Raw genomic sequence first — 23,135 nt, forward strand, 5'->3', positions numbered from 1 at the left:
AAAGTTGGCGGCTAAACAGCTCGAAATCAAAAACCTAATTGACTGCTTTAATCACATAGGTTATAAGCTATTACGGCGCTCAATATCAAAACACAATTCGCTGATTTACAACAAAATACCGACCCATCTGCAACGAATACGCTAACGAATTAAACTGATTGCTGTACTGCATTTGGTAAGCATTTTGATGATTCAATACGTTCTGCACATCAACCGACCATTCGAACGTAGCGCGGGGTCTGTTACGTCGATACGTTAGCTTAATATCGGCCCTACTGTAGATCGGTAATTGCGCGGCATACGGTCGCAGGTCATCAACAATCGTTGTCCCTATTTTCCTCGATTCTTCCAGGTCAATAGGCGTGTATCGCCGTCCACCGGCCAATGTATTTCGAACATCGATCGCCAACGTATTATGCGCGCCAACGGTCCATTCATAGCCACCCAGCGCATTCCAGACAAATCGATTGGCAAAGGCAGTGGGCGTCCATTGGTTGAGCAGCGTTCGGTATTGGCTATCAAAAACCGACAGGGTCGACAACAAATAGTATTGATTGCTCAATGGTTTCTCAGCCGTTAACTCAACACCATAATTTCGTCCCGTTCCGGCATTGATTAAACCTGTTCGGTTGGTGGTAAAAAAGGAGGCTCCTTCATTCAACGCCGAATAGGGCGAGGGGTTCTGGTCAATCGGAATATCATACAGATGTTGATAGTACGTTTCTGCTTTCAGGAGCCAATCGTTTCCGACCCGCTGCGTCCAGCCCAGCACGGCCTGCCTACTCTTCGAGAAACCAAGCGACTGATTAGGCAAGCGCCCTGGCTGACGATCACCGACTGGCTCATTGAAATACAACATCCAGTCCTGCCAGCGGCTGTAATTACCTATCCCGGCACTCAGGGTTGCTTTTGGTGTTACCTGATACGTCAGTCCCGCCCGTGGCTCAATCACGCCCTCACGATTCAGGCTCAGGAACGTAGCGTGTAGTCCAACATTTACCGTCAATCGGTCGATGGGCGTGTAATGCCATTGCGTGTAAGCCTGATACGTTTGTACCAACGCATTGGCGTTACGTAGCGCCCTCATACCCGATGCCAGTTGCGTGCTGTCGTGAAACGAAAACCAGTAGTTCGACGCAATCACACCCGCCAGCAAGCTTCCCTGGGCCGAATATCGGTGCGTTAACTGAGCATGAGTAGTCGCTTTAGTATAATGCGACCGATCACGGTAATTGGGATGCAGATTTTCGTCCCGACCTAACGTATCGTAGCGATTGAACACCTTTGTGCCCGTAAAAGCCGATGTTAGTCGTAGTGTGGTTTTGCCCGTTAGTCGAGTGTTGTAGGTTGCTCCGACCACGCCCATTGCTGTTCGGTAATCGTTGTAACTATCGGCGTCGCTGTAGGCGCTGACCGTATTATCGAAAACCGTTCGATTCGTTCCGCCAATGCCGAAGATGCTCAGCGTATTCCCTTTTGCGGTTGGGAAATTCAGTTTAAACGTCAGATCCTGATATTGGGGAGCGGCACTTCCCGTTCCAAACCGAAGCCCAAGTTTGCTGAGTAAACCCAGTACGCTATACCGATAATGCACCAGATAACTCGACTTATTTTTTGAGGACAATGGTCCTTCCGTTCCCACCTCAAAGCCCGTAAATCCAATCTGAAACGTATGTTCCCGCTTCCGTTCGTTTCCGTTACGTAGCTGAAGGTCAAACACGCCCGACAACGCATTGCCATACGCAGCGGGAAAGGCTCCGGTCAGAAACGACGATGTTTTGAGCGTCTGACTGTTCAGCATCGGTACGGGGCCGCCCGTTGCGCCCATAGCCCCAAAGTGATTGGGATTCGGTACGTCGACGCCTTCCACCCGCCACAGCAGACCATTAGGCGCATTGCCGCGAATGATAATATCGTTTCGGGTATCGTTGTTACCGACTACGCCCGCAAAATTCATTGCCATCCGCGACGGATCATTCCGACTTCCGGCAAACCGCGTCGTCTGTTCCAGATCAAACGTATGGCCGCTCACCGATACGTATCCGTCCGCAATGGCCGTCGATGGGCGACTTGCTTTTACGCTCACTTCGCCCAGCTGTTGCGTCGATTCAGCCAACGTAGCGTCGGCAATGGTTTCTTTCCCCGTCGTCACCAGCACGTTATCGACCAGTTGCAGATGATACCCTTCGGCTTTAATAAGCAATCGGTAGCGGCCTGGTTCCGATACGGTCATTACGTAGTGTCCAGTGCTATCCGACCAAACGCGCTTCTCTGATCCGTCGGCCAGCAAGATTTCAGCCTGGGCAATGGGCCGTTGCGTTCGCTCCTGAAGCAATCGTCCACGAATTGTCTGCGCCTGCGCTCCGGGCAGCGCACTGCAGAGCAGAATCAGAGAGAGAATAGGGAGAAATTTCATGTTGTTGCATTGGATAAAGTAGAAAAGGGGCCAGTGCCTTCCGTACACATTCATGAATGAACGGAGCATTGTCGAAGAGAAAGAAATGACCGCCCGGCAATACGTGCAAATCAATCGGGGTCAGAAATTCTTCCTGCCAGCGAGCTGCTTCAGCCGGTGTATAGATGTCGTGATCGCCAATAAAAACCGTAGCTGGAATTGACAGATTAGCCGGACCCGTTTGTTCATACTCATAACTTTCGAGTGCCATCATATCGGCCCTTAACACTTTTTCGTACAGATCGAATGAGCGCGGATTCTTCAATAGAGCCGACAAATCGCCGTCCATGTCCCGCACCTCATCGATAATTTCCTGACGGGTCATGTGCTTCGCATTCCGCTGTTTTTCGGGAATGCTGGCTCCCCCCCGCCCCGACAGGAAGAGATGCAGGGGCAGGGTCATTCCTTCGCTTCGTAGCCGACAGCTGAGTTGGTAAGCGACCAGGCTTCCCATGCTATGCCCGAAAAAGGCAAACGGACCGGTCAACTGCGGTTTGAGTCGCTGAAAGAGATCGTCAACAACCGCATCGAGTGAATTCAGCGCTGGCTCAAACAACCGCCGACCCCGCCCTGGATAATCTAGCGGCAACCAGCTTACACCCGATGGGGCCTGCTGAATCAACGGTTGATAGGAGTAGCAGCTGCCAGCCGCAAAGGGGAAACAGAATAGACGAAGGGATTCCATAGATAACGGCGTCAGAAAATCAGAGGCATTCGAGTTCTATTGTCACAACTTCATTGGTATCCAGCGCTTCATACGCTACGTAGCCGATGTAATTCGCTTGAATAGGCAACTGAACAAGCCGTATCGTTACGTCCCGACAGCGTAGTTGCTGGAGCTGTTCGAAGCGAAAATCGGTCAGGCGGGCGTCCAGTTCATGGCCGAGCGCTTTAAAAGCGGCTTCTTTCTGCGACCACAGCGCCAGTGTATCCTCGCCCATCATTCGCTCGCGTTCATCCACCGACAAAAACAGTCCTTCGGCACCAGGCCGTAGCTGAACGCGTTTCTGAATATCGATGCCAACCGCCCGCCGACTGGCAATTACGCAGGCTGCCAGCTGCCCCGAATGCGACAAACTGAACGCATACTGACTGTCGGACAGGTACGGTTTTCCCGTGACATGGTATCGTAAACTAACCAACGGCTCGTCCGGGTGGGGCGGATGATGATGCAAGGCGTAGTGCAGTAACCACTTGCTCAGTAACGACAGATGCTGGGCATGAACCGTTCGGTAGGGTCGCGCTGGGACTGGCAACCGAAGCAGATCGTCTTCCGAGCGATGGGCCGCCTTCAGATCAGCCCAATAGACTGAGAGGGTAGATAAGGACATAGTTTATTTTTCGTTTAACAGGGTGTTGGTACGCATCAGCGTGAACACAAACAACCGATTACAGGATGGTCCGAAGGCTTCGCGGAGCCGTTCGTGGACGTCGGTTTCCTGCACAGGATAATCTTTCATAGCAATGGCTGCGATATGAATCTGACTCTCCTGATGACGTAGCGCAACCTTCAGAAAGGCAAAGTGGGCATACAGTACGTTCTCGACTTCGCGAAACCAATACGTTCGCTCCCCAGCCTGAAACTGGTCACCTTTTCGACCCAGCACAAACAAGCGGCCCTGACTGTCGAGATAGCCCACATCTTTGGTCATGATCGTGGCATGGGGCCGATGCGACGGACAGGCCGGTGCGTTAAAGTACCCCATCATAACCGACGGACTGTGGATACGTACCGTACCGATTTTACCCGGCAATAACTCTTCGCCTTCATCGCTAACAATCTGCACCCGTACCCCCCGATTGGGCAGCCCAACCGACTCAACATCCGGATCAGCGGAATGATAAACAGGGTGCGTCGCTACTCTGGGGCCAGCCTCCGCCAGGCCGTACGTCTTGATTACTGGACAACCAAACACCTGCATGGCTTTCCGAATCGCCGTCGTTTCGATCCGATTGCCGCCAACGGCCACAAAACGTAACGTCGAGAAATCGGCAGGCAATAGCTTTCGATCGTGCAGATAATTCAGCTGGCGAACCATAGGCGGAACGAGAAACAACGTAGTAACCCGATGCCTGCCAAAAAGCCAGACCATCTGATGCAGAAAGAACATCGGATCGAGCAGCAGTATGGTTGCTCCTACGTAGAGATGGCTCAGAAACTGGCCAACCAATCCATACGAATAACCCATCGGCAAGGCAATGGCCGTTACGTCGTCGGGGCTCAGGTTCAACGCCTGCACATTAGCCCGGATGTTGAACAGCGTTCCCGAATTGGTCAGCTGAACGACCTTCGCATTGCCGCTACTGCCCGAACTGGTCACCAGCAGGGCCGTATCGTCGGCAGTAGTTCGGGTCGGGCATGTGTTTCGGAATAGGTCAAATCGGGCATCAAACGGATGCTGCTCCATGTACGGTTCACTCGCCAACTGCTTTCGAATGGCAATGCTGGTGCGCGGTACGGCAAACCAGACAACATTGAGCTGACTCAGATCGCCCAGCACCTCGATCCGGTAATTCACCACAAACGGCACTGCCTTTAGGGCCATCACCGCCAGAAACAATGTACTCATATCGAGGCTATTGGGTGAGCAGATGGCCACCACCTGCCCCGGCACTACGCCCGCCCGACGTAACATTCGCTGTTGGTAACGGATCTGTTCCCATAACTCGGCATAGGTCAGGCTTCGTTTCCCTTCGATCAGCGCGGTTTTCTCGGGATGCTGTTCGTGTCGCCTTCGTAATACGTTAACCAGTGTCTCCCGACCCACCCCGTTCCAGTCAGGAAGGGGATGAGGCTGTCGGAGAACAATTGATGGGGAGTCTGTCAGCGAATAAGCAGACATAAGAGTTGATTAGTTGATATGGATGGTAATCGATTTGTCGCTATTGACCGTAAAGAGCATAGCGTCAAATTTTGGTGGACCAAACGAAGCCTTTACGTTGTTTGAAACGCCCCAGCCTTCTTTGGGAATACCAAACAGGCCCGTATCCATCTTCTTGTTGTTGTTCTCATCGTGAAACAACCGCACGGCGTAGGTACCGGGCTGTACATTCTGAAACACAAGCTGCGCATTGCTTTTCTGCACCACCGCGGCCTGGCTCTGCAACGCCTTCTGGTTCGTGTCCTGTAGCGACGCATAAACTGCTCCGCTCTCCGTTTTCAGATCCGTTACGTTGACGGTCAGCGTGTGCGCACTAGCCTGATGTTGCGCTTTGGCTACGAATGAACCAGCCACCAATAAGGCAATTAGGAGTACATTTTTCATAAAAAATGGAGATTAAAGGATTAAACGATAAAACTGATTTAAAAGAATGGCCCTCACAGCAGCGTCCGTCCCGCCCCTCTCTCATGCTGAGCGAGAGAGACTAAACCGGGACAGCTCCCCTCTCCCAGTTTGGGAGAGGGGCCGGGGGTGAGGGAAAACTATCAGGAGTAATCCCATACCATTGCGGTACGGATTCCACCGCGTAACGTTGTCCATCAATACGTAACAACTCATCCGATGTGGGGCGCATTTCAACCACTTTCAGCAGCGCATTAGCCGCTACAGCTTTCCGTACTAATCGCCGGAACAGATCAACCAGCAACGGATTATCAAAGCGGATATACTGCGGCTTATGATCGTCGGCATTCGGCGCGCCGGGCAAGCTCACAAATACTTCGTCGGGAAGTTGATGCCGCTGCTGCCAGTGATACGTTGTCCGAAAGAACGTAAAAGCATTGCCATCAACGGGTAATGTCGTTTCGGTACCAACGGGCAGCCACCACGTTTGTCGTTGAATAATCAGCCGGGAGTCGAGCACGATTCGAGGCCATATTCGTACGCTTTCGGCAGGCTGCTGGCTTTCATACCATTGATTGATAACCGAGGTAAACAAGGTCAAACTCAACTCCGGTACTGGCCTGAACAGACACAGGAACGAATACAACCGGGACCGGGAAGCCTGGAATCCCATATCGACCACATGAACACGCTTGCGGGATGATCTGTGCCAAAGCTCAAGCCTTGTACCGTCTTCCGATAAGCTGACCGTCAATTCGTTGAGCGGAATCTTCTGCCCCGAATCAGCCGACCAATGTCCTGCTGGCGTCAGGATCGCTCCATCCACTAATCGAGGATGAAAGTTAGCGTTGTGGTAATGATCGTCCGTGGCTTCTACCAGTACATAGTCTGTCGCTGTTACGTCCCGGTTTTTCCTGTTTAGCTCATGGGTCAGCGTGTGGGAGAAGTAGGGCAAAAACCGTCCATACAATCGACCGAAGCCACCGGCCAGCTCGTTCACAGCCGCCCAAAGTTGCCCCTGTTTGTCCAGCCAATGTTGCCAGAAAACGGCCTGACTCGCTACCTTGCCCGACGTAGCGCCTATCCAGTCACTGTTGAGGTGTACTACTTTTCCGTTCAGCCCGTTGGCCGCCCATTGTTTCCAGGTTGCTACGTATTCGGCAGGGATTCGTTCGCTGTTGGACAACGTATTGGACTGGCTCAAATACGCACTAAAGAAGGTCGTTACGGGCACCGATTCCGTTGCGGGAAAGGTCGTTTTGAACAGCTCGACCAGTGAATTTGAAGGCGGCACATACGCTTCCGCAATATGACTAACCAATCGATCGAGACTGGTCGTTAGCCGTTTCATAGCGGGTTTAGGTAAATGACCTTGTAGTGAACGGGTAACATCCTCAAAAAAGAGTTGCTCGGGACGTAACGGCCAGAAATCAGTGGTTGGTGGTTGCGAAAGCTGAGCGACGTGCTCGGCCAATACACCCTGCGCTTTCAGCAAAAGCGATAGTCGCTGGGTAGACGTAGCGACGGGCAACGTATCGGCAGTAGCCCGCAGCGCGTTAAGCAACGTAAGCTGACTATCAACGAATCGCGCTGACAACCACCGGTGGCTGATCAACCAATCATGCAGTCGAACGGCCCAGTCAGGATCAGTAGCCGAGACGGGTAAAAGATGATGCAACAGCCCCAGTTCAATCAATTTGGCAATGTATTGACTGGCTTCCTGATTCGTGGACCGAAACCGTTGCTGAATCTGACTTACCCATTCTTTATAGGTCCAGGTAATGTAGCGTGACCGAACGACCCAACGTAACACCGGATTTGCCGCCATGCGAACACAGGAAACTTGCCCATCTGTCTGTCGGATATAGCTAAGTTTGTCGTCTGTGATCAGTGCACTCGGATTTACCGTTACGGTCCACTGTTCGCACAAGCGTCGATTACTACGTAGCATAGCGTCAAAAACACCCAACAAACGTACCGACAAGCGTATGTGCGAACGCGCCGGGCCAGACTTCCAGGGCTGACTTTCGCCGATATGAATCGGCACCGTTGCCAGCTGCGTTAACGTACTATACGGTGTGGTTTTCGTTGCGGCCCGCGACAGATAACGTAACAGACCGTTCTCAATCTGAAAGTCATCTTTTCGAAAATTAGCGGGATTGGTCTGCTGATAAGCCGCAATATGACGGAGCAGCGACAGGCTGGAAAAGGCCAAACCTCGCTGAAATGATACGTCGCCAATCAGCCGCTGAAAATGCTGTCGCCCCAAAATTGCCTGCTGGCGATATAGCTTTGCTGTCGTTGTTACGTACCTCTCCAACCGCTGACGGTTCATTATATACGTCATCAATTGTAGTAGCAATGTAGCCGGTAAATAACGCGCTGCCTGATCCAGATCTTTCGGGCGAACCGACCGATCATTGTGCAGATCACGGCGAATCTGCTGCACCTGCTGCTGCGGTTTTCCGGCTGGACAATCGTTCTCAATGAACGAAAACAAGTTGGTCAGCAATGGTTCTTTGTTACATTGCAGCCGCTGGAGCAACTGGTCGTGTTGTTGCAAACGATACGTAATAACGGGGGCTCGTAATCCATCGAGAACATCGATCGATAGTCCGGCTACGCGCAGCAGCACCGGCGACAGGAGCTTGGGCTTATGGGGAATAGGCATAGTTCGGTTGTGAGCAATGAATTGATGCGTTCGCTAGGTTAGGCAGCAGCCTGAAGAATTCCCTGTTTCCACCAATAATCGATGTATTCGTTGTTCAGCGTTGACTGACGAAGAAAAGACGTTTGGTCGGAAGTCTGCTCAAGCTGGTGTAGCCACTCAAAAGCATCGGCAGGTAACGGAAAGGCCTGATACGTTTGTCGATCAAACAGATAGCCGTTCCGATCGATTTTGAAAAGACTGTATCGCTGTTCATTGAACCGCACACTTGCCGCGAGTCCTGTTTCCATCGGCTCCGACGTTGATTCGGTTGTCAATGCATCGAAATCGAGAAACTTATGGAAGTAAAACCAGCTCTCCCACTGATCAACGTAGCGTTGAAGATAGGTCGCCAACAGGTCGTACAACTGCTGCGTCGTTTCGCGAACAAACACATCGGCCGATGTTGCCAGCGGTTCTATCGCTGGCAGGCAATCGTAGTGCGGAATTTCGGCACCATCCAGGGTTTTGTAATACGAAATAATCGGAATGATGGGCGTTCGGGTCGCATACGCCAACGTAGCAATGCCACTTCTGGAGATGATCGTTTTGTTCAGAAACTGAATGCGCAGCTGTTTGTTGTTCCGTTGATAGATCCCCCCTACTCCCGTATTCCCATCCAGAAAAATCAGGATCGACCGGCCTTTGTAGAGCGCTCCCGCCATTTGTCGGCCAATCGCGGGATTCTCGGCGTCCAGCATCTCAATGGACGCGGACGCTTGGTTATACTGATTCAGCTGGGCCGACACCTTTTCGATGTATTCCTGCTGATTGGTCAGCGTTCGGTTATCGATTACCAGCGTCAGCGGATAGCCTGCATTGAGCAACATGGCCAAAATAGCGCGGTAACCGCCCAGATGATACGTACAGAAAATTCGCGCAGGCCGGGGAGCATCCGTAGGGTTCAGAAAGTCAGCGTTTCCACTCACACCCATACCCATGTGAGCCAGTGAGCCAAAATCGACGTAGCGAAAACTACGGGCGCTCAGCCAGTGATTCGTCAGTAGCCGCAGATAAATTGATTCGTGCTGTTCGGCTGGAATCTCCGGGCAGAAATGGCTCAGGTTGGCCCGCAAAAAGTGCAGATCTTTCTGCTGATGCGCTTGTTTTTTCTGCGTTTCCCGCTCGACAACTTCCTGATAAGCCCGCTCGTAGGTTTGCCGAAACGTAGCTTTATAATCCTCCCAGTAAGACGATGACATAGTCATAGTGAGAAAGGCTTAAGGTTTGCGAATGGCCAACGTAACGGCATTCCCACCCACGTGCAGCGAGTGAACGAAAGCGGTAGCCCCCGATTCAAACGTTCGATTAACCGTATATTTCGGGGCATTGTCAGGCAGGCCCGTCTGAGCGGATTCATAACCCGTTCCAACCACTACGTTATCGCGCAGACACAACGCTCCCGCCAGCAGCGACATAATCGGTGAAGCACTGAAGGTTTCGCCCGTTTGCCCCTTGATGTTCACATAAGCAGGCAACGCACTGTCGGCCCACAAATCCTGAAGAGCTGGCGTTTCGTACTCACGAATATGCCAGGGCAACCCGCCCCCACCAACGAACAAACCAACGCCCGATGGATCAATCTGGCTATTCTGGCAAAACTCGGTCAGATGGTCAAGTAAATCGTCGGTGCTACGTTCATAGATAAAATCGCGGTAGGCCGTATCGCCCGACACCTGATAATTAACCACTTCAGCCAAGACCGTAGCCTTCCGGCGATAAGCGTGTTCGGCCGATTCCAGCACGGCAAAGGCGGCCCCTTCGCCATAGACGATAACGCCCTGCTCATCGCGCAGACTTTCGGCAAAACTGCGTCGCTGCCCAGTCTCGTCCGTCACAGATGGCAGGTAACCCCGGTAGCGGCTGGCCAGCAAAGTCGTTTCCCGAATCTCATCGAAACCACCGCAGATTACTACGTCGGCTTTACCATCACGAATCAGGTCGTAGCCATAGCAGACACTGTTTTCGCCCAGCAGAATCGAGCTTGGCCCTTTTAGTTTAAAGGCGCGCGCTACGTCGCCCAGAGCGCAGTTGGTCGTTGTTTTAGTGAACACAAACGGACTCACTTTCGAGGGACCATCGATATACAATTTGTACAAAAACGTTTCTGCGGCTGCGTTGGCACTCAGGGTTGTGTCCAGAATTAATCCTAACTGTTCGGGTACTAATCCGGCCAGATCCAAACCGGCATTATCAATGGCTAGCCTCGCTCCCACCATCGCCAACTGCGAATATTTCAGTGGGAACGGCGGCCGTAAATTACCAACATGATCAGTCAGATTAAAGTCGGCACAGGGTGCGTAGAAAATGGCTTCGTTGGTAGCCAGATCGGGTACATTCCAGGTATCTTTTACCGTTACGGCCGACTCATTCCGACGTAATGCGTTCCAGAATGGTTCGATACCGACTCCCAGACCCGACAGGACTCCGCCCCCGGTCAATACTACGGATGGTTTGGTTTTCATGATCAGCGTTGGATTAAGAGTTGATGAGTACCGTAACGATTCCTTTGGCTGCGATCCCCCGACCGTCGATATCAACGCGCGCTTTGAAGACCGAGAAATTGAGCATTTTGTGTTCGAAAACGGCCTGAATACGTACCGTATCGTTTGGCAAAACCGGCTTATTAAACGTCATCTTGTCGATCTTGATGGCCCGACCGGATTTAGGTCGATAGTTTTCCGAAACATCGCTCACCTCCACGGCATTGAGCGCTTCGAGCCGACCGAAAATGCCGCAAGCCTGGAACATCATTTCAACCAGTACGACACCAGGCAGAATGGGTTCGCCGGGAAAATGCCCCTGAAAAAACATGGTATCGGGCTTGATAAACGTTTCGGCCAGTATCGATTCGCCGGGGATATAGTCGACCAGTTGATCGATGAGCAACATGGGTGGCCGGTGCGGCAACAGGTCCTGTGGACGAAGCCGATCAACCTGTAGCTGATTAATTGTTGTTCCTGAAAGCATGGGAAGAAAAGGTCTTGACGGATGGAATTAATTATCGAATCGACGTAGCGCAATAGAGGCCATGCACCCACCGAATCCGAACGAGTTAGACAAAGCAGCACGAATCGGTTGATCGATAGCCCGGTCGCGCACCAGGTGAATAGACCCCTCATCGGCAACCATCGTGGTTTGCACGTTGCAGGAAGGCGGCACAAAGCTGTGGTAGATGCCCAGGGCCGTGGTGATAAACTCAATGCTTCCGGCCGCCCCCAATGTATGCCCAATCATCGACTTGGTTGAGCTGATATAGACGGGTCGGTCGGCCATCAGTCGGCCAATACCATGCAGTTCCATGCTATCATTCACGCCCGTTGCCGTGCCATGTGCGTTGATGTAATCGATCTCGTCGGCCGTCATCCCGCCATGTTGAAGTGCCTGCTGCATCGTTAGGAAAGCCGTACTGCCATCAGGTGTTGGTGCCGTTGGATGATGCGCTTCGTTGTTAGCCGAATATCCTTTGAGTTCGCAGTAAATACGGGCTCCCCGCTCCTGCGCATGGGTCAGACTTTCGAGCACCACAAACGCACTGGCATCGCCCAGGGTTAAACCATCCCGGTTCTTATCGAACGGCTGACAAATGGATTTCGACAGCGACTGAAGCGAGTTGAAGCCTGCAAAGCTTAGTTCGGTGAAGATGTCGATACCACCGGCTACCGCTACGTCGACCCGGCCACCCGCTACAAAATCGAAGCCGCGACCGATGGAGTTTGTCCCTGCTGCACAGGCAGTTGAGATTGTAGACGATGGCCCTCGCCAGCCCAGTGTCCGCATCAGCGAACCCGTAATATTGGGCGTCGATGCCTTAAACAGCAGCTCGTAGTCATCGGCGTCAATACCTTCCTGAATCCGTTTTTTGGTGAAATCCATGAAGGCATATGACCCGCCAATCGTCGTAGCGACAAACAGTCCGGCTCTGTGCGGATTCAGCTCCTGCGGTAGCAAATCCGCATCGTTAAGAGCCTCTGCAATAACCCGATTACCCAGTTGTGTCAATACGGTTTCGTCGGATGCTTCTACGTCGGCATAGAGTTCCTGATCGAGCACACAAGCCTGCTTATTTGCATAACACGCGCTGTCGGTTGAGAAACGGTCGGCGTCGATTGGTTTAAGGCCCAGCCGCCCGTTGTAAACACTTTCCTTGAATTCATCTTTTGTATGGCCAATGGAGCAGCATACGCCAATGCCAGTTACGACAACTCGTTCCATAAAAGTAAGGGTTTAGGAAATGGAGAAGATTGGAAGGATGTAGTACTAGGATACGCCCAGACCACCATCAATGGTAAGCTCCTGACCGATAATGTAGCTTGGTGCATCGCAGAGCATATACGTAACCAGATTGGCCACTTCGTCGGCACCACCTTTACGCTTCAACGGCGACCAGACCAGGCGATTCGCTACGTATTCGTTGCTGATGTCGCGGGTCATGTCGGTGTCGATCAGGCCAGGAGAAATACAGTTTACTGTGATTCCGAATCGACCAACTTCTTTCGCCAGCGACCTGGAGAACGTAACAACGGCTGCTTTTGAGGCCGAATAAGCCGACTGCCCTGCATTGCCTTTCTGCCCCGACAGCGACGTAATATTGATGATACGGCCCGATTTCCGGGAAATCATCATGGGTAGCATAACCCGGCAGGTATTCGTTACGCTACCTACGTTGGTATGTATTACGTCCCACCAATGCTCGTCGGTTGCGAAGAGAAATGGTTTGCCATCGCCAACGATGCCCGCATTATTGACAATCGCATCCAGATAGCTAACGTCTTTACGTATACGTTTCGACAGATCGATTACATCAGGAAGCCGGCTCATATCGCAGCGGTAGGCATATCCACCACCTTTTCCGAGCAGATTAATCTCTTCCAACAACTCCTGCGCTTTGGCTTCGTTGCTGAGGTAGGTGAAGAGAACGGTGCAGCCACGCTCTGCGAGAGCCATACAGATGGAGCGGCCAATTCCACGCGAGCCACCGGTAACCAGAACTATAGTCTTTTTCATGAAACAGAAAGGAAAAGGATTGGGAGAATAACTTTATGATTGATTATCAAACTACTTGCTGGATATAAGCGTAATGGTTGTTCATTAGCAAGCTGCCCCTGCTCTTATTTAGCAGCTAACTGGAGCAGTTTACGGCAGTTGGCAGCCTGGCGTTCAGCGGGTTTACGGCCCCAGTTTACGTCGATCGTATTGGCTCTGTCTTTCTGCTTTTCGGCCAATTCAATGGCTTTTTCGAAATAAGCCAGCGCTTCCTTTTTGCTGCCGCCAAATTTCTCAGGTGTGTTATAAGCTTGCTGGCCCATCAGGAAATAAGCGCGTGGATTACTGGGGTCCAGCTGAATCGCCTTTTCTAGATTCGAATGTGCTTTCATGATATATTCCATACCGCGTTGCATCATGTTTACTTTGATACCAGCCAACAGAATCATAGATTTAACACAGTACACTTCCGAGTTATTCGGCGAAATCCGGTCGGCTTCATCAAGCAATCGAGTAGCCTGTTCGCAAAGCGGGTCGATCTTGTCGATGCCAGGCTCGCTGAAAGCCGCCGTTACGGTACAAAGTGCTCCGTAATAGTAGGGAAGCCACTTGTCTTTTTCGGCATTGGCCACGCGGGAAAATGCATTAGCGGTTTGCAGATTTCCGGCAACGCTTTGCGTCGTATCCATTTTTTGAACCAGACCTGTCATGGCGGTGGTGTATTGATCAGCGGTTTGCGCTACGGCTACTGAGCCAGAAAGCAACGTAGCGGCTAGTAACGTACTGAGGTGTTGTTTCGTTTTCATAAGATTCGTTTGGTTATGCGTGAAAGTCGGATAAGGGTTTAGGAAAAATTGGAGTTACTTATGAATTGGCGGTCGATTTCTGAACCGCCATAATGAGCAGATCGGGAAGGCTGAGCGCGATGAGGTCCAGCATTGAAATCTGATACAGGCCAGCCAGCTGTTCCAGTACCGTTAAGGAGAGTTCGGTTTTACCGTTTTCTTTTTTGCTGTAAGCGGCCTGGCTAATACCCATTTGAAAGGCAACATATTCCTGAGGGTAGCCGTAGATTTCACGAAGTTTGCGGAGTTTGATAGCGAGTGCGCTCATGAGTATGATTTGTTTGATCTTGTGCTGTTTGAACAATACAAATGTGGCACATTGGGGAGGGTGTTTTCAACTTATTTCGACCGATGCGGTTCGTCTATCGACCAATGAAAAAGCAGGGCTGTCGAATGAATTCTGGCAACTTGTCCGTTCAGACCAACTTATTCCCGTTTATTATAGCTTATGCCAGTTTTTATGGCCCAAACAGGCAGAAAACACAAAAGCCATATCCCCGCGATATGGCTTTTATAGCATTAATGATTAGTTAGCGATCAACGGCTATAACTCTTGTAGAGCTTATTTCGACCAATGAAATGGACGTATTGAATGAAGTTAAACTCCAGATGGTCGAATTTGATCGATTCGTCGCCGATCTGGAGCTTCAGTCCGGGTGTGTAACGCAGGTTGGTACGTAGCAGACTCGTTCCCGTCCGCGTAACACGAATGTCCCACCCGGCAATGATGCCAATGCCCGGTTTTATCTGTGAGTAACGCCTTTGCTGACCTGCTTCCGTCACGGTAGCACTCAGGCTTTCCACCGCCAGCGTCGGCCCGATATAAGGCACGAAGCCCAAGTAATTAAACAGGAATTTATAGCCTTCCAGCATAAAGGAATGCCTTCGTAATCGAATATCGGTTCCGTAAGCCTCCAGGTGCGTTCCCATCGTTCGGTAGGAAACACCCAGGTTCAAATCGGGTTTGGACGCATAATAGCCAAACGTTACGTCGGGCATGATTCCTCCCGTCATATCGTCGTAGAAATACGGGTATTTGGCTTTAAAATACGATGATTTGCTCATTTGCATCCCCACCGAAGGGCCAATTCCGGCGTACCAACTGCTTTCTTTTTTATGCTTTCGCAGGATGTGCGCTTTTATGTTAGCCTGCTGAACGCCTTCTGGCCGCGCCATTGATTTGTCGGTGTCGATATAGCGAACCAGGCCTATATTCACCGTTACGGGATTAAAGGATAATGGGCCCGAAGCCGTGGGCGAATAGGAATACGTAACGTTGCGGTTCCGCTGGTAATAGACGCCGGCGGTCAGATGAAATCGATTGGTTGAATACGTAACGCCAGCCTGCAACGGAGCCATAAAGCGATCAAATTCTGGGTAGCCTTTCCCGAAGGGCGTGTCTTTCTCCTGATGTCCATAGGCCTGTCGTTTAAAGCAAATTCCCACATAGGGCGTCAGCCGATTCGGAGCCAGTGCTCTCGGATAAATACGCAAGCCCGTTTCCACCCCTTCTTTATACGACCCATCGTTGAAGGCAGCATGCGATTTACCAATTGCCAAAGGCAACGGAAACGTAACGTACATATCGGCATGCCCCCAGAAATGAACCCCGCCTATTGTCAGTCGCGGAATGACTTTACTTGAAAATGGTATTGATCCGCCCGAATAAGGAGCTTGTCCACCGGGCATACGTAGCAGATCGCCACCGTAGTGGAACCAGGCAAACGATGTACTTTTCTTTAGATAGGCTGACGAATAAACGGTGTCAATCGTCTGCCCGGTAGCGATATGCCCAATTAGGCAGCTTCCAACCAGAAGCCCTACAACTGGTTTCATCGGTTAAGTCGTTTAGATACGCGGCAAAAATACGTTCTCTGCCAGCCTGGCCTATAACTTTTGGGAATACTTTAAAACCGGTCATTATTGTACTCCATCGCCGGTCAGCCTAGGTTTGTTTATTCATTTCAGCCTAAAATCTTTAGCCGTTACAGCTATGTCTATTCAACTGTTTATCAAGACGTTTATCATCATACACGCTATCGCTGGCACGGTAGCTCTATTAGCTGGCCCTGTAGCGATGCTCACCAAAAAAGGAGCGTCCAAACATCGTCTTGCTGGCCGCTATTACACCTACAGTATGGGCGTTGTTTTCGTTACGGCGGTGGTAGTTGCCTACTTAAAAAGCCTGACGTTTCTGTTTATGATTGCATTTTTCAGTTTCTATCTGGTGCTGTCGGGCTATCGGGCGCTACGTTGGAAACGATTAGCGATTGACGGGAAAGTTGCTACGCTGGACTGGAGTATTCAGATTGGAGCCGGAATTACGGCCGCCCTGCTCATTGCCTGGGGACTCTGGCAAGTGGTTAATCAAAGCTTTTTCGGCGCTGTCGGCATTGTTTTTGGTGTCATTGCACTCGCCCGCGTTAAACAAACGATCGATGGTTTTCGGAATCCACCGGAAGACAAAAGCTACTGGCTTTATTCACACATTATTGGTATGTCGGCGGGATACGTCGCTACGTTGACCGCGTTTCTGGTCGTGAATATTCATTTTTTACCGCAAGTAATTGTATGGTTACTTCCAACCCTAATCGGTGTTCCGTTGATTGTCAGAGTGGTTCGTCAGATCAAAAGCGCCAATGAACAGAAAGCCGAAAAAGCGGTTATAGACTCAGGCATCGTTGTTTAGGGTTTATTGTTCATCGTGTATGGTTGAAGGTAGTCCTGGAAACAAGAAACCATAACCATATAATCATTTTGGCAACGCTCTCTCTCGATTTTTACCAATCCCACGACACACTTACGCTATCTCAACTGCTGCTTGGCTGCGAGCTCGTCCACGAAAGTCCGGACGGAACGACGGCTGGTATTATTGTTGAAACAGAGGGATACCTAACCGACGACCCTGCCTGCCATGCCTATCGACGACAGACCACACGTAACGCAGCCATGTTTGGCCCCGCCGGTACGTTATATGTGTATCAGATTTACAATCACTACAATTGCATCAACGTAGTGACTAGCCCGGAAGGCATCGGCGAAGCAGTACTGATTCGGGCCCTCGAACCAACGGAAGGGCTTGATCTGATGGCCATTCGACGTAACGATGCCTTTAAAACGGGCTTTGAACGGTATAGAAATAATACGATTACCATCGATACGGCCGACGGACAACGAAATCTTTGCAACGGTCCGGGTAAGCTCACCATAGCGATGGGCATCAACCGACAAACGCACAATGGCGCATCACTCATAACCAGTAAACTTTTCATTCGGGGACCCGTTCTGCACGATTTCGACATGGTTACGACCACGAGAATTGGCATCACACAGGGCGTTGACCTACCCTATCGGTACTACGTTAAAGGCAACCGATACGTCAGTAAAAAGTGAGCTATTACAGTACGTTATTCCCGAAGTAGCACGTTTATTTGGATGGAGTTGCTTTGGTAAAAAAATCAGTCAGATTGATCTGATAAAGTCCACTTAACGTAGTAGCGTACACCTTCTTCCCAAACCTTGTCAGCCCCGTTATTTTGTTACCATCCAGGCCTGCATTGATGAGTTGGTAAAAGCTTTTCGTATTCGGGTCGTAGGTTGAAAACGTTTCTGTACCATCGTCGAGCAGGAGAATTTGGCTCTGCCCATACGCCACCAGCTTTCCGTCAACCTCAACAAATTCGACACTACCCGAAAAACTGACGCTCAGGAGATTTTTCCAGGTAAATCCGCCATCCACCGACTGCGCAATAATGCCATTATACCCTTGATAACCATACAGTTTACCTTTGTAATAAAAATATTTATCGGGGATGATGGCTGGCTTTGGTATTTTTTTCACTGTTCCATCCGTATAAATGGCATAGAGATACGTATTGCTGGCCAACAGGCTCTCGCCAGGCGTAGCTACAAAATAATCGTTGACGGCAATCGATGTCCGTACCGACGATTTATAGTCTGTCTCAAGCGGTAGAGCGATTGGCTTCAGAGTATAGTTGTTGACTAAAAACTCCGAGTAATCTTTTCCAACCGGCCGGAGCAGCGCAAACTCTTTCGTGTTGTCATTCCGGGCTAAAAGTATGACGCCCTGCGAAGAATGTAAAAGCAGTACGTTCTTCTGCACATTAAACGAGCCGAACGTCCCATTTCCCGATCTAAAATCCGAGCCAGTAATAGTCAGATTGAGAGCAGGGTAGACTATATCCGGATAGATTCCGGCCCCGGAACCTGTGTAATACTGTGTCTGGCCCGTTGAATCACCCACGAACGACAGGCCCACAATTTTTCGATCTGTGCTCAGCGATGCATACAGATTATCGCTCAGCAATGGCGTAAACACAGAGAACCCGACCGCAGCGCTCCCTCCAACCCCAAACCGCTGTACCGTCTTCCCAAACGTTCCGTTTTTTATAAACGTAGTGTCGCCTGCATCAAGCTGAAAAAACCCTTCCGTGCCAGCCACCACCAGTCGTTTTTCGTTGGCATGGGCCGCCAGTAGCAGCTTATTATCAAGAATCAGATCAGGATTGAGTGTCCAGCTCGGGGCAGCGGGAGTAGTAACAACGGGATCGACCGACACTGGCTCAACGGTTTTACACCCATTCAACCCCGTTATTAGGCTTATTACTAAAGTGGTATAGACTACTGTAAACGCAATTTTCATTCTATGGCTGTGTATTCTACATACAAAGATCAGATGAACGCATTTATAATTTATAATCTATGCTCACTTGCTTAAAAATCGTGTCAGATCATCAATCGACCGAATGCCTAGCTTTTGAGCCTGCTCCCGGCGCATCATCAGGCAATAGCTATTATTGAAGCCTAGCGGCTTCAGCCAATCCAGCTTGTAGTTCGTTACGTATTGCTGCCGAACAAATTGGTAAACAGAATCCGGCTGCATAGGTAAAGCACGTAACGTATCAGCCGACGGCTGAAGAACAACCAACAAACCCGTTCCGGTGTACTCTGGTGAAAAATCAGTCGAACCAGTACGTAGTGCGTCGAAGCAGATTTGGGTGCCGCCCAGCCCGGTACGAGTCACCACACGTAATGCAGTTTGCCCTTCAACGAGCTGGCGACAGAGCTCGGCCAGGATATATTGCTCCGTAAACACCTTTGTCCCCATCACAATCGTTTCGGTCCGTTCGCCGGGAGCAGGCCGTTTGTATAAACCGACTTGTTTCAGGAAATTCTGCGCTACGTCTTCCGTCGATTTCTTCTGATAATCAACCTGGTAATTCAACGCCGTCATCACAGAATCGGTCAGTTTACCGGCGAGTAGATTCAGTGTTGTAGCCAGATCAACGTAACGATTCAGGGTTGCCTGCCGAACCACCAAAGCAGCGTCGTAAGGCGGGAACGCATGCCGATTATCATCGAGAACAACTAAATCATAGGCTTTGATACGTCCGTCTGTCGAGTATCCGCTGATAATATCGACCTGTTTCCGGTGAATGGCTTCATACATTAGATTCTGGTCAATCAATCGGGGACGTAATAGTAAGCCGTAGGTTTTCTGTAAGCCCGGATAGCCGTCGGACCGCCCATAAAATTCATGCGCAAAACCAGCGATCAGTTTATCTTCCCGACCCGGCAACAAATAAAAAGCCGACAGGAAGGGCGTAAGCAGCAGAAAAGCCAACGCTCCAACCCGCAATCGCTTGCCAGATAATTGCTGTAACTGCGCCAACAGAAAATCGAATAGCACAGCCAACAAAGCCGCAGGAATAGCCCCCGCCAGCATCATATTGACGTTACTAAGCGCAATACCGCTGAAAATAAACTCGCCCAGCCCACCCGCTGCTACATAAGCGGCCAGGGTGGCAACACCAACATTAATCACCGTTGCCGTTCGGATTCCGGCGAAAATAACCGGTAACGCCAGCGGTAGTTCCACTTTTGTCAGAATTTGCCGATCCGTCATACCAACGCCCTGAGCCGCTTCCTTCAACAGCGGACTCACGCCGGTAATGCCTACATACGTATTACGGATTATGGGGAGTAAGGCATACAGAAACAAAGCAACCAACGCCGGTCCCGCCCCAATACCCAGCAACGGAATCAGAAACCCAAGTAATGCTACGCTCGGTATGGTTTGTAAGACACCAGCCAGTGCCAGAATACCGCTCGCTAACCGGCGACGGCGCGCAATCACAATACCCAAAGGAACCCCGATCAATAGGGCTGCCAACAGCGACACGAAGGTCAGGCCGATATGCGTCAGCGTTTGCTCGATCAGTTTGCTGCTATGCTCCCGGACAAAAGCGAAAAAGTCATTCATGTGGGCGATGGGGTTTATCGTCCAGGAATTCACGGACAAAATCGGTAGCGGGATGAGTCAATAACTCGTCAGGCGGTCCTATCTGCACAATCCGCCCTTTGTCCATCAGGGCAATTCGATCGGCCAGTTCCAGCGCTTCGTTCACATCATGAGTGACCAACACGACCGTTGTTTCTTTCAACTCATTCAGGCCAAACAGTTCTCGCCGTACATGACGCCGGGTAAATGGGTCGAGCGCCCCAAACGGCTCATCCATCAGCACAACCGGCGGATGAGTAGCCAATGCTCGTGCCAGACCGACCCGTTGACGTTGCCCACCACTTAGTTCCGATGGATAGCGGTTCAGCAGTGTGGTTGGCAGCTGAAGTTTAGTCATCAGTTCCTGCGTTCGGTGCACGATCTGCTCGCTGGTCCAGCCGACTAGCCTGGGTACAGTGGCAATCGCTTCGGCAACCGAATAATGAGGAAACAAACCACCATCCTGAATCACATAACCCATTCGCCGACGAAGCTCCGGGCCAGGTTGCTGCCGTACGTCAATGCCATCGATACGTATCTCCCCGGATGTTGGTTCGATCAGGCGATTGATCATTTTCAACGTAGTGGTTTTCCCACAACCGCTGGTACCGAGTAGCACCAGTGTTTCGCCCTTATTGATGTTGAGCGACACATGATCGACAGCCGTATGCGTCTGGAAGCGTTTTGTCAGATTGCTTATTTCAATCATTCGATTACTCTGACTCCTTTCCAGAAGGCAATCCGATCGTTGATCTGGCTGGCGGCCGGTTTCGGATCAGGGTAATACCAGGCGGCATCCGGGTTGGTGACTCCATCGACCGATAGCGAGTAATAGGATGCTACGCCTTTCCAGGGGCAAACTGTGTGCGTCTGACTATCCAGCAGATAATCAGCATTGACCGAGTCCTTCGGAAAATAATGGTTGTTTTCAACCACAACCGTATCATCACTTTCGGCAATCGTTTGCCCGTTCCAGATCGCTTTCATAGATAGTTAGTTAACTAGTCAGTAAGTAGATTACGAATGTCGTCTTCCGACAGTCCGGTCAGAGCAGCCACTTCAGCAACCCCGAACCCTTTAGTCAATGCATTTTTAGCGATAGCAATCGTCTGCTGTTTTATTCCTTCCTGTCTACCCTCTTGTAGCCCTACCTCACGCCCTTTTTGAATGCCACGCTCGTAGCCCTGCTGCTGCCCATGTTGTTCAGCATAATCAAGGACATTATTGAGATCCCGGTAATGCTTTAAGCTCTGCTCATATCTGTCGCGCTCGATTTTGCTAAACTTGGCCACTTCAGCCGCGTCAAACAATTGCTGAAAAACACGCTCTTTTATTTCTGGTGGGCGTTTTCTGAGCCGATCCAGATTATTAAAGAGATACTGCCATTTATCGGCCTGCGTCTCTAATTGACTAATCGATTTCGTGAATTTTGGCATTTCCAGATAAATAAAGGTTAGTTTATCGTAAAACACACGCCCATACTGATCTTTCAACTGAACAATCGACACTACGTCATTCTGGTTTTCATTTTCTGGCAGTACAAAATTCAAGATTGCCACCAGATACACGGCCGATAATTTAAAATTCCAGTCACCAGCCATTCCCTGATGCTGGATTGGAAAGGACGAGTAAAAAATACTTCGATCCTTAAAATACGTCTGCCGGTCCGGCTGATACAATATACATCGAAAACCGCTTTTCGATCCATTTCGTTTGCACCTAACAACCATGAGGGTTGATGGATCAGAATGCTACGTCAACGCGACCAACCTCCAACCTTTACACCCTCATTCAGTTGGGCTGACCCGCTCTCCTAACCGCCGAGCGTCCTGTCGCACGGTAGCTACCAATCTTTATTTTATTGTCAAATCTTTGGTTGTCTTTTTAACTCTGGCCAATCCTGTTCGACTTGAATTACACTCTTTCCTGACGAGTCGTAAGTTCGCTTTGGTCTTGTGATAATCCTGGAATCTTTGAGTCAAATTTCCATCTTTGAAGATGATATGGTTGTGCTGATTGGAATCGTATTCTATTGATTCCAAATCAAAGTTATTCACTTCTTTAAAACGCTCAACAATGATCGAAAATGTGTTAGGTTGCCGGTGATCTACGACTAATTCTGTCCAGGTTGAAAGAATGCCAGTTTCTTGACATTTTACTTGTCCCTTAACCGAGTGAGCATCAAAATAGGCTTGCTTTACTGCATGAACATCAGCGTGAACCGAGTTGCGACAAGCTACGTAAAAAAGCTTTTCAGGATCATACCGTTTGTTGTTAATCAACATAATGTACGAGATATATTCACTTGTATCATCAATGTAGAAGACCTCAAAACATTTAGTATTGAACTGAACCTGAGCTACTTTTATATCTTTTATGTAAAATTTATCTTCGTCCTCTTCTGTAGTATTTCCACCCGTTGTTTCTAACTCCTCCGTTTCTTGCTCTATCTCTTCGTTATCTGTTTCTGCTGTAGAGTTCAAGTAATCATATTCAAGCAGGTCAGCAACTGCTTCAAAATCAGAATCGCTTAATGACTGGCCGAAGTTGTAAGAGT

General features: G+C 50.1%; 23 protein-coding genes. 3 read left to right on the forward strand and 20 right to left on the reverse strand.

Going from position 1 to position 23,135, the window contains the following annotated elements:
• Nucleotides 1-85: 85 nt before the first annotated feature.
• The 13 genes from GK108_RS23480 to GK108_RS23540 form a co-directional block, all read right to left on the reverse strand.
• A complete protein-coding gene (locus tag GK108_RS23480; RefSeq protein ID WP_449618953.1) occupies nucleotides 86-2,401 on the reverse strand; it encodes a TonB-dependent receptor in 2,316 nt (771 codons plus the stop codon).
• Nucleotides 2,295-3,140 (reverse strand): thioesterase II family protein, encoded by an 846-nt coding sequence (locus tag GK108_RS31340; protein WP_163953762.1) that lies wholly within the window; start codon nucleotides 3,138-3,140, stop codon nucleotides 2,295-2,297. Before GK108_RS31340 ends, GK108_RS23480 begins: the two co-directional genes overlap by 107 nt.
• A 19-nt stretch (nucleotides 3,141-3,159) precedes the next feature.
• Nucleotides 3,160-3,786: a 4'-phosphopantetheinyl transferase family protein gene (locus GK108_RS23490; protein ID WP_163953764.1), complete on the reverse strand. Its 627-nt coding sequence runs from the start codon at nucleotides 3,784-3,786 to the stop codon at nucleotides 3,160-3,162.
• 3 nt (nucleotides 3,787-3,789) lie between these two features.
• Nucleotides 3,790-5,298, reverse strand: coding sequence for a class I adenylate-forming enzyme family protein (locus GK108_RS23495; RefSeq protein ID WP_163953766.1), 1,509 nt, complete (start codon nucleotides 5,296-5,298; stop codon nucleotides 3,790-3,792).
• Between the two features lie 9 nt (nucleotides 5,299-5,307).
• Nucleotides 5,308-5,721: a DUF2141 domain-containing protein gene (locus GK108_RS23500; protein WP_163953768.1), complete on the reverse strand. Its 414-nt coding sequence runs from the start codon at nucleotides 5,719-5,721 to the stop codon at nucleotides 5,308-5,310.
• Between the two features lie 100 nt (nucleotides 5,722-5,821).
• Nucleotides 5,822-8,410 carry a lantibiotic dehydratase gene (locus GK108_RS23505; protein ID WP_163953770.1) on the reverse strand — a complete coding sequence of 863 codons (2,589 nt, stop codon included), beginning with the start codon at nucleotides 8,408-8,410 and terminating at the stop codon, nucleotides 5,822-5,824.
• 38 nt (nucleotides 8,411-8,448) lie between these two features.
• Entirely contained in the window at nucleotides 8,449-9,654 is a 1,206-nt protein-coding gene (locus GK108_RS23510) for a lysophospholipid acyltransferase family protein (protein ID WP_163953771.1), read from the reverse strand.
• 12 nt (nucleotides 9,655-9,666) lie between these two features.
• Nucleotides 9,667-10,911 carry a beta-ketoacyl synthase N-terminal-like domain-containing protein gene (locus tag GK108_RS23515; protein ID WP_163953773.1) on the reverse strand — a complete coding sequence of 415 codons (1,245 nt, stop codon included), beginning with the start codon at nucleotides 10,909-10,911 and terminating at the stop codon, nucleotides 9,667-9,669.
• A 13-nt stretch (nucleotides 10,912-10,924) separates the two neighbouring features.
• The gene (locus tag GK108_RS23520) at nucleotides 10,925-11,416 is read right to left on the reverse strand and encodes a 3-hydroxyacyl-ACP dehydratase FabZ family protein (RefSeq protein ID WP_163953775.1); all 492 of its coding nucleotides are present in this window, start codon (nucleotides 11,414-11,416) and stop codon (nucleotides 10,925-10,927) included.
• Nucleotides 11,417-11,443: 27 nt separating this feature from the next.
• A complete protein-coding gene (locus GK108_RS23525; RefSeq protein ID WP_163953777.1) occupies nucleotides 11,444-12,661 on the reverse strand; it encodes a beta-ketoacyl-[acyl-carrier-protein] synthase family protein in 1,218 nt (405 codons plus the stop codon).
• 45 nt (nucleotides 12,662-12,706) lie between these two features.
• Nucleotides 12,707-13,453: a 3-oxoacyl-ACP reductase family protein gene (locus tag GK108_RS23530; protein WP_163953779.1), complete on the reverse strand. Its 747-nt coding sequence runs from the start codon at nucleotides 13,451-13,453 to the stop codon at nucleotides 12,707-12,709.
• Between the two features lie 104 nt (nucleotides 13,454-13,557).
• Nucleotides 13,558-14,238: a tetratricopeptide repeat protein gene (locus GK108_RS23535; protein ID WP_163953781.1), complete on the reverse strand. Its 681-nt coding sequence runs from the start codon at nucleotides 14,236-14,238 to the stop codon at nucleotides 13,558-13,560.
• A 58-nt stretch (nucleotides 14,239-14,296) separates the two neighbouring features.
• Complete coding sequence (locus GK108_RS23540) at nucleotides 14,297-14,545, reverse strand: helix-turn-helix domain-containing protein (protein WP_163953783.1); 249 nt, start codon at nucleotides 14,543-14,545, stop codon at nucleotides 14,297-14,299.
• Nucleotides 14,546-14,573: 28 nt separating this feature from the next.
• Between GK108_RS23540 and GK108_RS23545 the strand changes: the two genes are divergently transcribed.
• Nucleotides 14,574-14,807, forward strand: coding sequence for a hypothetical protein (locus GK108_RS23545; protein ID WP_163953785.1), 234 nt, complete (start codon nucleotides 14,574-14,576; stop codon nucleotides 14,805-14,807).
• Nucleotides 14,808-14,814: 7 nt separating this feature from the next.
• Here GK108_RS23545 and GK108_RS23550 read toward each other — a convergent pair whose 3' ends face one another.
• The gene (locus GK108_RS23550) at nucleotides 14,815-16,113 is read right to left on the reverse strand and encodes a hypothetical protein (RefSeq protein ID WP_163953787.1); all 1,299 of its coding nucleotides are present in this window, start codon (nucleotides 16,111-16,113) and stop codon (nucleotides 14,815-14,817) included.
• A 157-nt stretch (nucleotides 16,114-16,270) separates the two neighbouring features.
• Between GK108_RS23550 and GK108_RS23555 the strand changes: the two genes are divergently transcribed.
• Nucleotides 16,271-16,966: a DUF2306 domain-containing protein gene (locus GK108_RS23555; protein WP_163953789.1), complete on the forward strand. Its 696-nt coding sequence runs from the start codon at nucleotides 16,271-16,273 to the stop codon at nucleotides 16,964-16,966.
• Between the two features lie 68 nt (nucleotides 16,967-17,034).
• A complete protein-coding gene (locus GK108_RS23560; RefSeq protein ID WP_163953790.1) occupies nucleotides 17,035-17,670 on the forward strand; it encodes a DNA-3-methyladenine glycosylase in 636 nt (211 codons plus the stop codon).
• A gap of 34 nt (nucleotides 17,671-17,704) precedes the next feature.
• Here the strand turns inward: GK108_RS23560 and GK108_RS23565 are convergent, their stop codons facing one another.
• The 6 genes from GK108_RS23565 to GK108_RS23590 form a co-directional block, all read right to left on the reverse strand.
• Nucleotides 17,705-18,940 (reverse strand): hypothetical protein, encoded by a 1,236-nt coding sequence (locus GK108_RS23565; RefSeq protein ID WP_163953792.1) that lies wholly within the window; start codon nucleotides 18,938-18,940, stop codon nucleotides 17,705-17,707.
• 63 nt (nucleotides 18,941-19,003) lie between these two features.
• Entirely contained in the window at nucleotides 19,004-20,560 is a 1,557-nt protein-coding gene (locus GK108_RS23570) for an ABC transporter permease/substrate-binding protein (RefSeq protein ID WP_163953794.1), read from the reverse strand.
• Nucleotides 20,553-21,287 (reverse strand): ABC transporter ATP-binding protein, encoded by a 735-nt coding sequence (locus GK108_RS23575; protein WP_163953796.1) that lies wholly within the window; start codon nucleotides 21,285-21,287, stop codon nucleotides 20,553-20,555. The genes GK108_RS23570 and GK108_RS23575 overlap by 8 nt, the downstream gene beginning before the upstream one ends.
• Nucleotides 21,284-21,565 carry a DUF427 domain-containing protein gene (locus GK108_RS23580; protein ID WP_163953798.1) on the reverse strand — a complete coding sequence of 94 codons (282 nt, stop codon included), beginning with the start codon at nucleotides 21,563-21,565 and terminating at the stop codon, nucleotides 21,284-21,286. Before GK108_RS23580 ends, GK108_RS23575 begins: the two co-directional genes overlap by 4 nt.
• A 14-nt stretch (nucleotides 21,566-21,579) precedes the next feature.
• Entirely contained in the window at nucleotides 21,580-22,308 is a 729-nt protein-coding gene (locus tag GK108_RS23585) for an Rpn family recombination-promoting nuclease/putative transposase (RefSeq protein WP_163953800.1), read from the reverse strand.
• A gap of 123 nt (nucleotides 22,309-22,431) precedes the next feature.
• On the reverse strand, nucleotides 22,432-23,135 hold a 704-nt coding region (locus tag GK108_RS23590), incomplete at its 5' end, for a DUF3223 domain-containing protein (protein WP_163953802.1).

The sequence above is a fragment of the Spirosoma terrae genome, assembly GCF_010435915.1.
Classification (GTDB): Bacteria; Bacteroidota; Bacteroidia; order Cytophagales; family Spirosomataceae; genus Spirosoma; species Spirosoma terrae.

Bases quoted from the DNA above. Each gene is read 5' to 3' on its own strand.
- GK108_RS31340 (WP_163953762.1), bottom strand. From the start codon at position 3,140: ATGGAATCCCTTCGTCTATTCTGTTTCCCCTTTGCGGCTGGCAGCTGC.
- GK108_RS23490 (WP_163953764.1), bottom strand. From the start codon at position 3,786: ATGTCCTTATCTACCCTCTCAGTCTATTGGGCTGATCTGAAGGCGGCC.
- GK108_RS23495 (WP_163953766.1), bottom strand. From the start codon at position 5,298: ATGTCTGCTTATTCGCTGACAGACTCCCCATCAATTGTTCTCCGACAG.
- GK108_RS23500 (WP_163953768.1), bottom strand. From the start codon at position 5,721: ATGAAAAATGTACTCCTAATTGCCTTATTGGTGGCTGGTTCATTCGTA.
- GK108_RS23505 (WP_163953770.1), bottom strand. From the start codon at position 8,410: ATGCCTATTCCCCATAAGCCCAAGCTCCTGTCGCCGGTGCTGCTGCGC.
- GK108_RS23510 (WP_163953771.1), bottom strand. From the start codon at position 9,654: ATGACTATGTCATCGTCTTACTGGGAGGATTATAAAGCTACGTTTCGG.
- GK108_RS23515 (WP_163953773.1), bottom strand. From the start codon at position 10,911: ATGAAAACCAAACCATCCGTAGTATTGACCGGGGGCGGAGTCCTGTCG.
- GK108_RS23520 (WP_163953775.1), bottom strand. From the start codon at position 11,416: ATGCTTTCAGGAACAACAATTAATCAGCTACAGGTTGATCGGCTTCGT.
- GK108_RS23525 (WP_163953777.1), bottom strand. From the start codon at position 12,661: ATGGAACGAGTTGTCGTAACTGGCATTGGCGTATGCTGCTCCATTGGC.
- GK108_RS23530 (WP_163953779.1), bottom strand. From the start codon at position 13,453: ATGAAAAAGACTATAGTTCTGGTTACCGGTGGCTCGCGTGGAATTGGC.
- GK108_RS23535 (WP_163953781.1), bottom strand. From the start codon at position 14,238: ATGAAAACGAAACAACACCTCAGTACGTTACTAGCCGCTACGTTGCTT.
- GK108_RS23540 (WP_163953783.1), bottom strand. From the start codon at position 14,545: ATGAGCGCACTCGCTATCAAACTCCGCAAACTTCGTGAAATCTACGGC.
- GK108_RS23550 (WP_163953787.1), bottom strand. From the start codon at position 16,113: ATGAAACCAGTTGTAGGGCTTCTGGTTGGAAGCTGCCTAATTGGGCAT.
- GK108_RS23555 (WP_163953789.1), top strand. From the start codon at position 16,271: ATGTCTATTCAACTGTTTATCAAGACGTTTATCATCATACACGCTATC.
- GK108_RS23565 (WP_163953792.1), bottom strand. From the start codon at position 18,940: ATGAAAATTGCGTTTACAGTAGTCTATACCACTTTAGTAATAAGCCTA.
- GK108_RS23570 (WP_163953794.1), bottom strand. From the start codon at position 20,560: ATGAATGACTTTTTCGCTTTTGTCCGGGAGCATAGCAGCAAACTGATC.
- GK108_RS23575 (WP_163953796.1), bottom strand. From the start codon at position 21,287: ATGATTGAAATAAGCAATCTGACAAAACGCTTCCAGACGCATACGGCT.
- GK108_RS23580 (WP_163953798.1), bottom strand. From the start codon at position 21,565: ATGAAAGCGATCTGGAACGGGCAAACGATTGCCGAAAGTGATGATACG.
- GK108_RS23585 (WP_163953800.1), bottom strand. From the start codon at position 22,308: ATGGTTGTTAGGTGCAAACGAAATGGATCGAAAAGCGGTTTTCGATGT.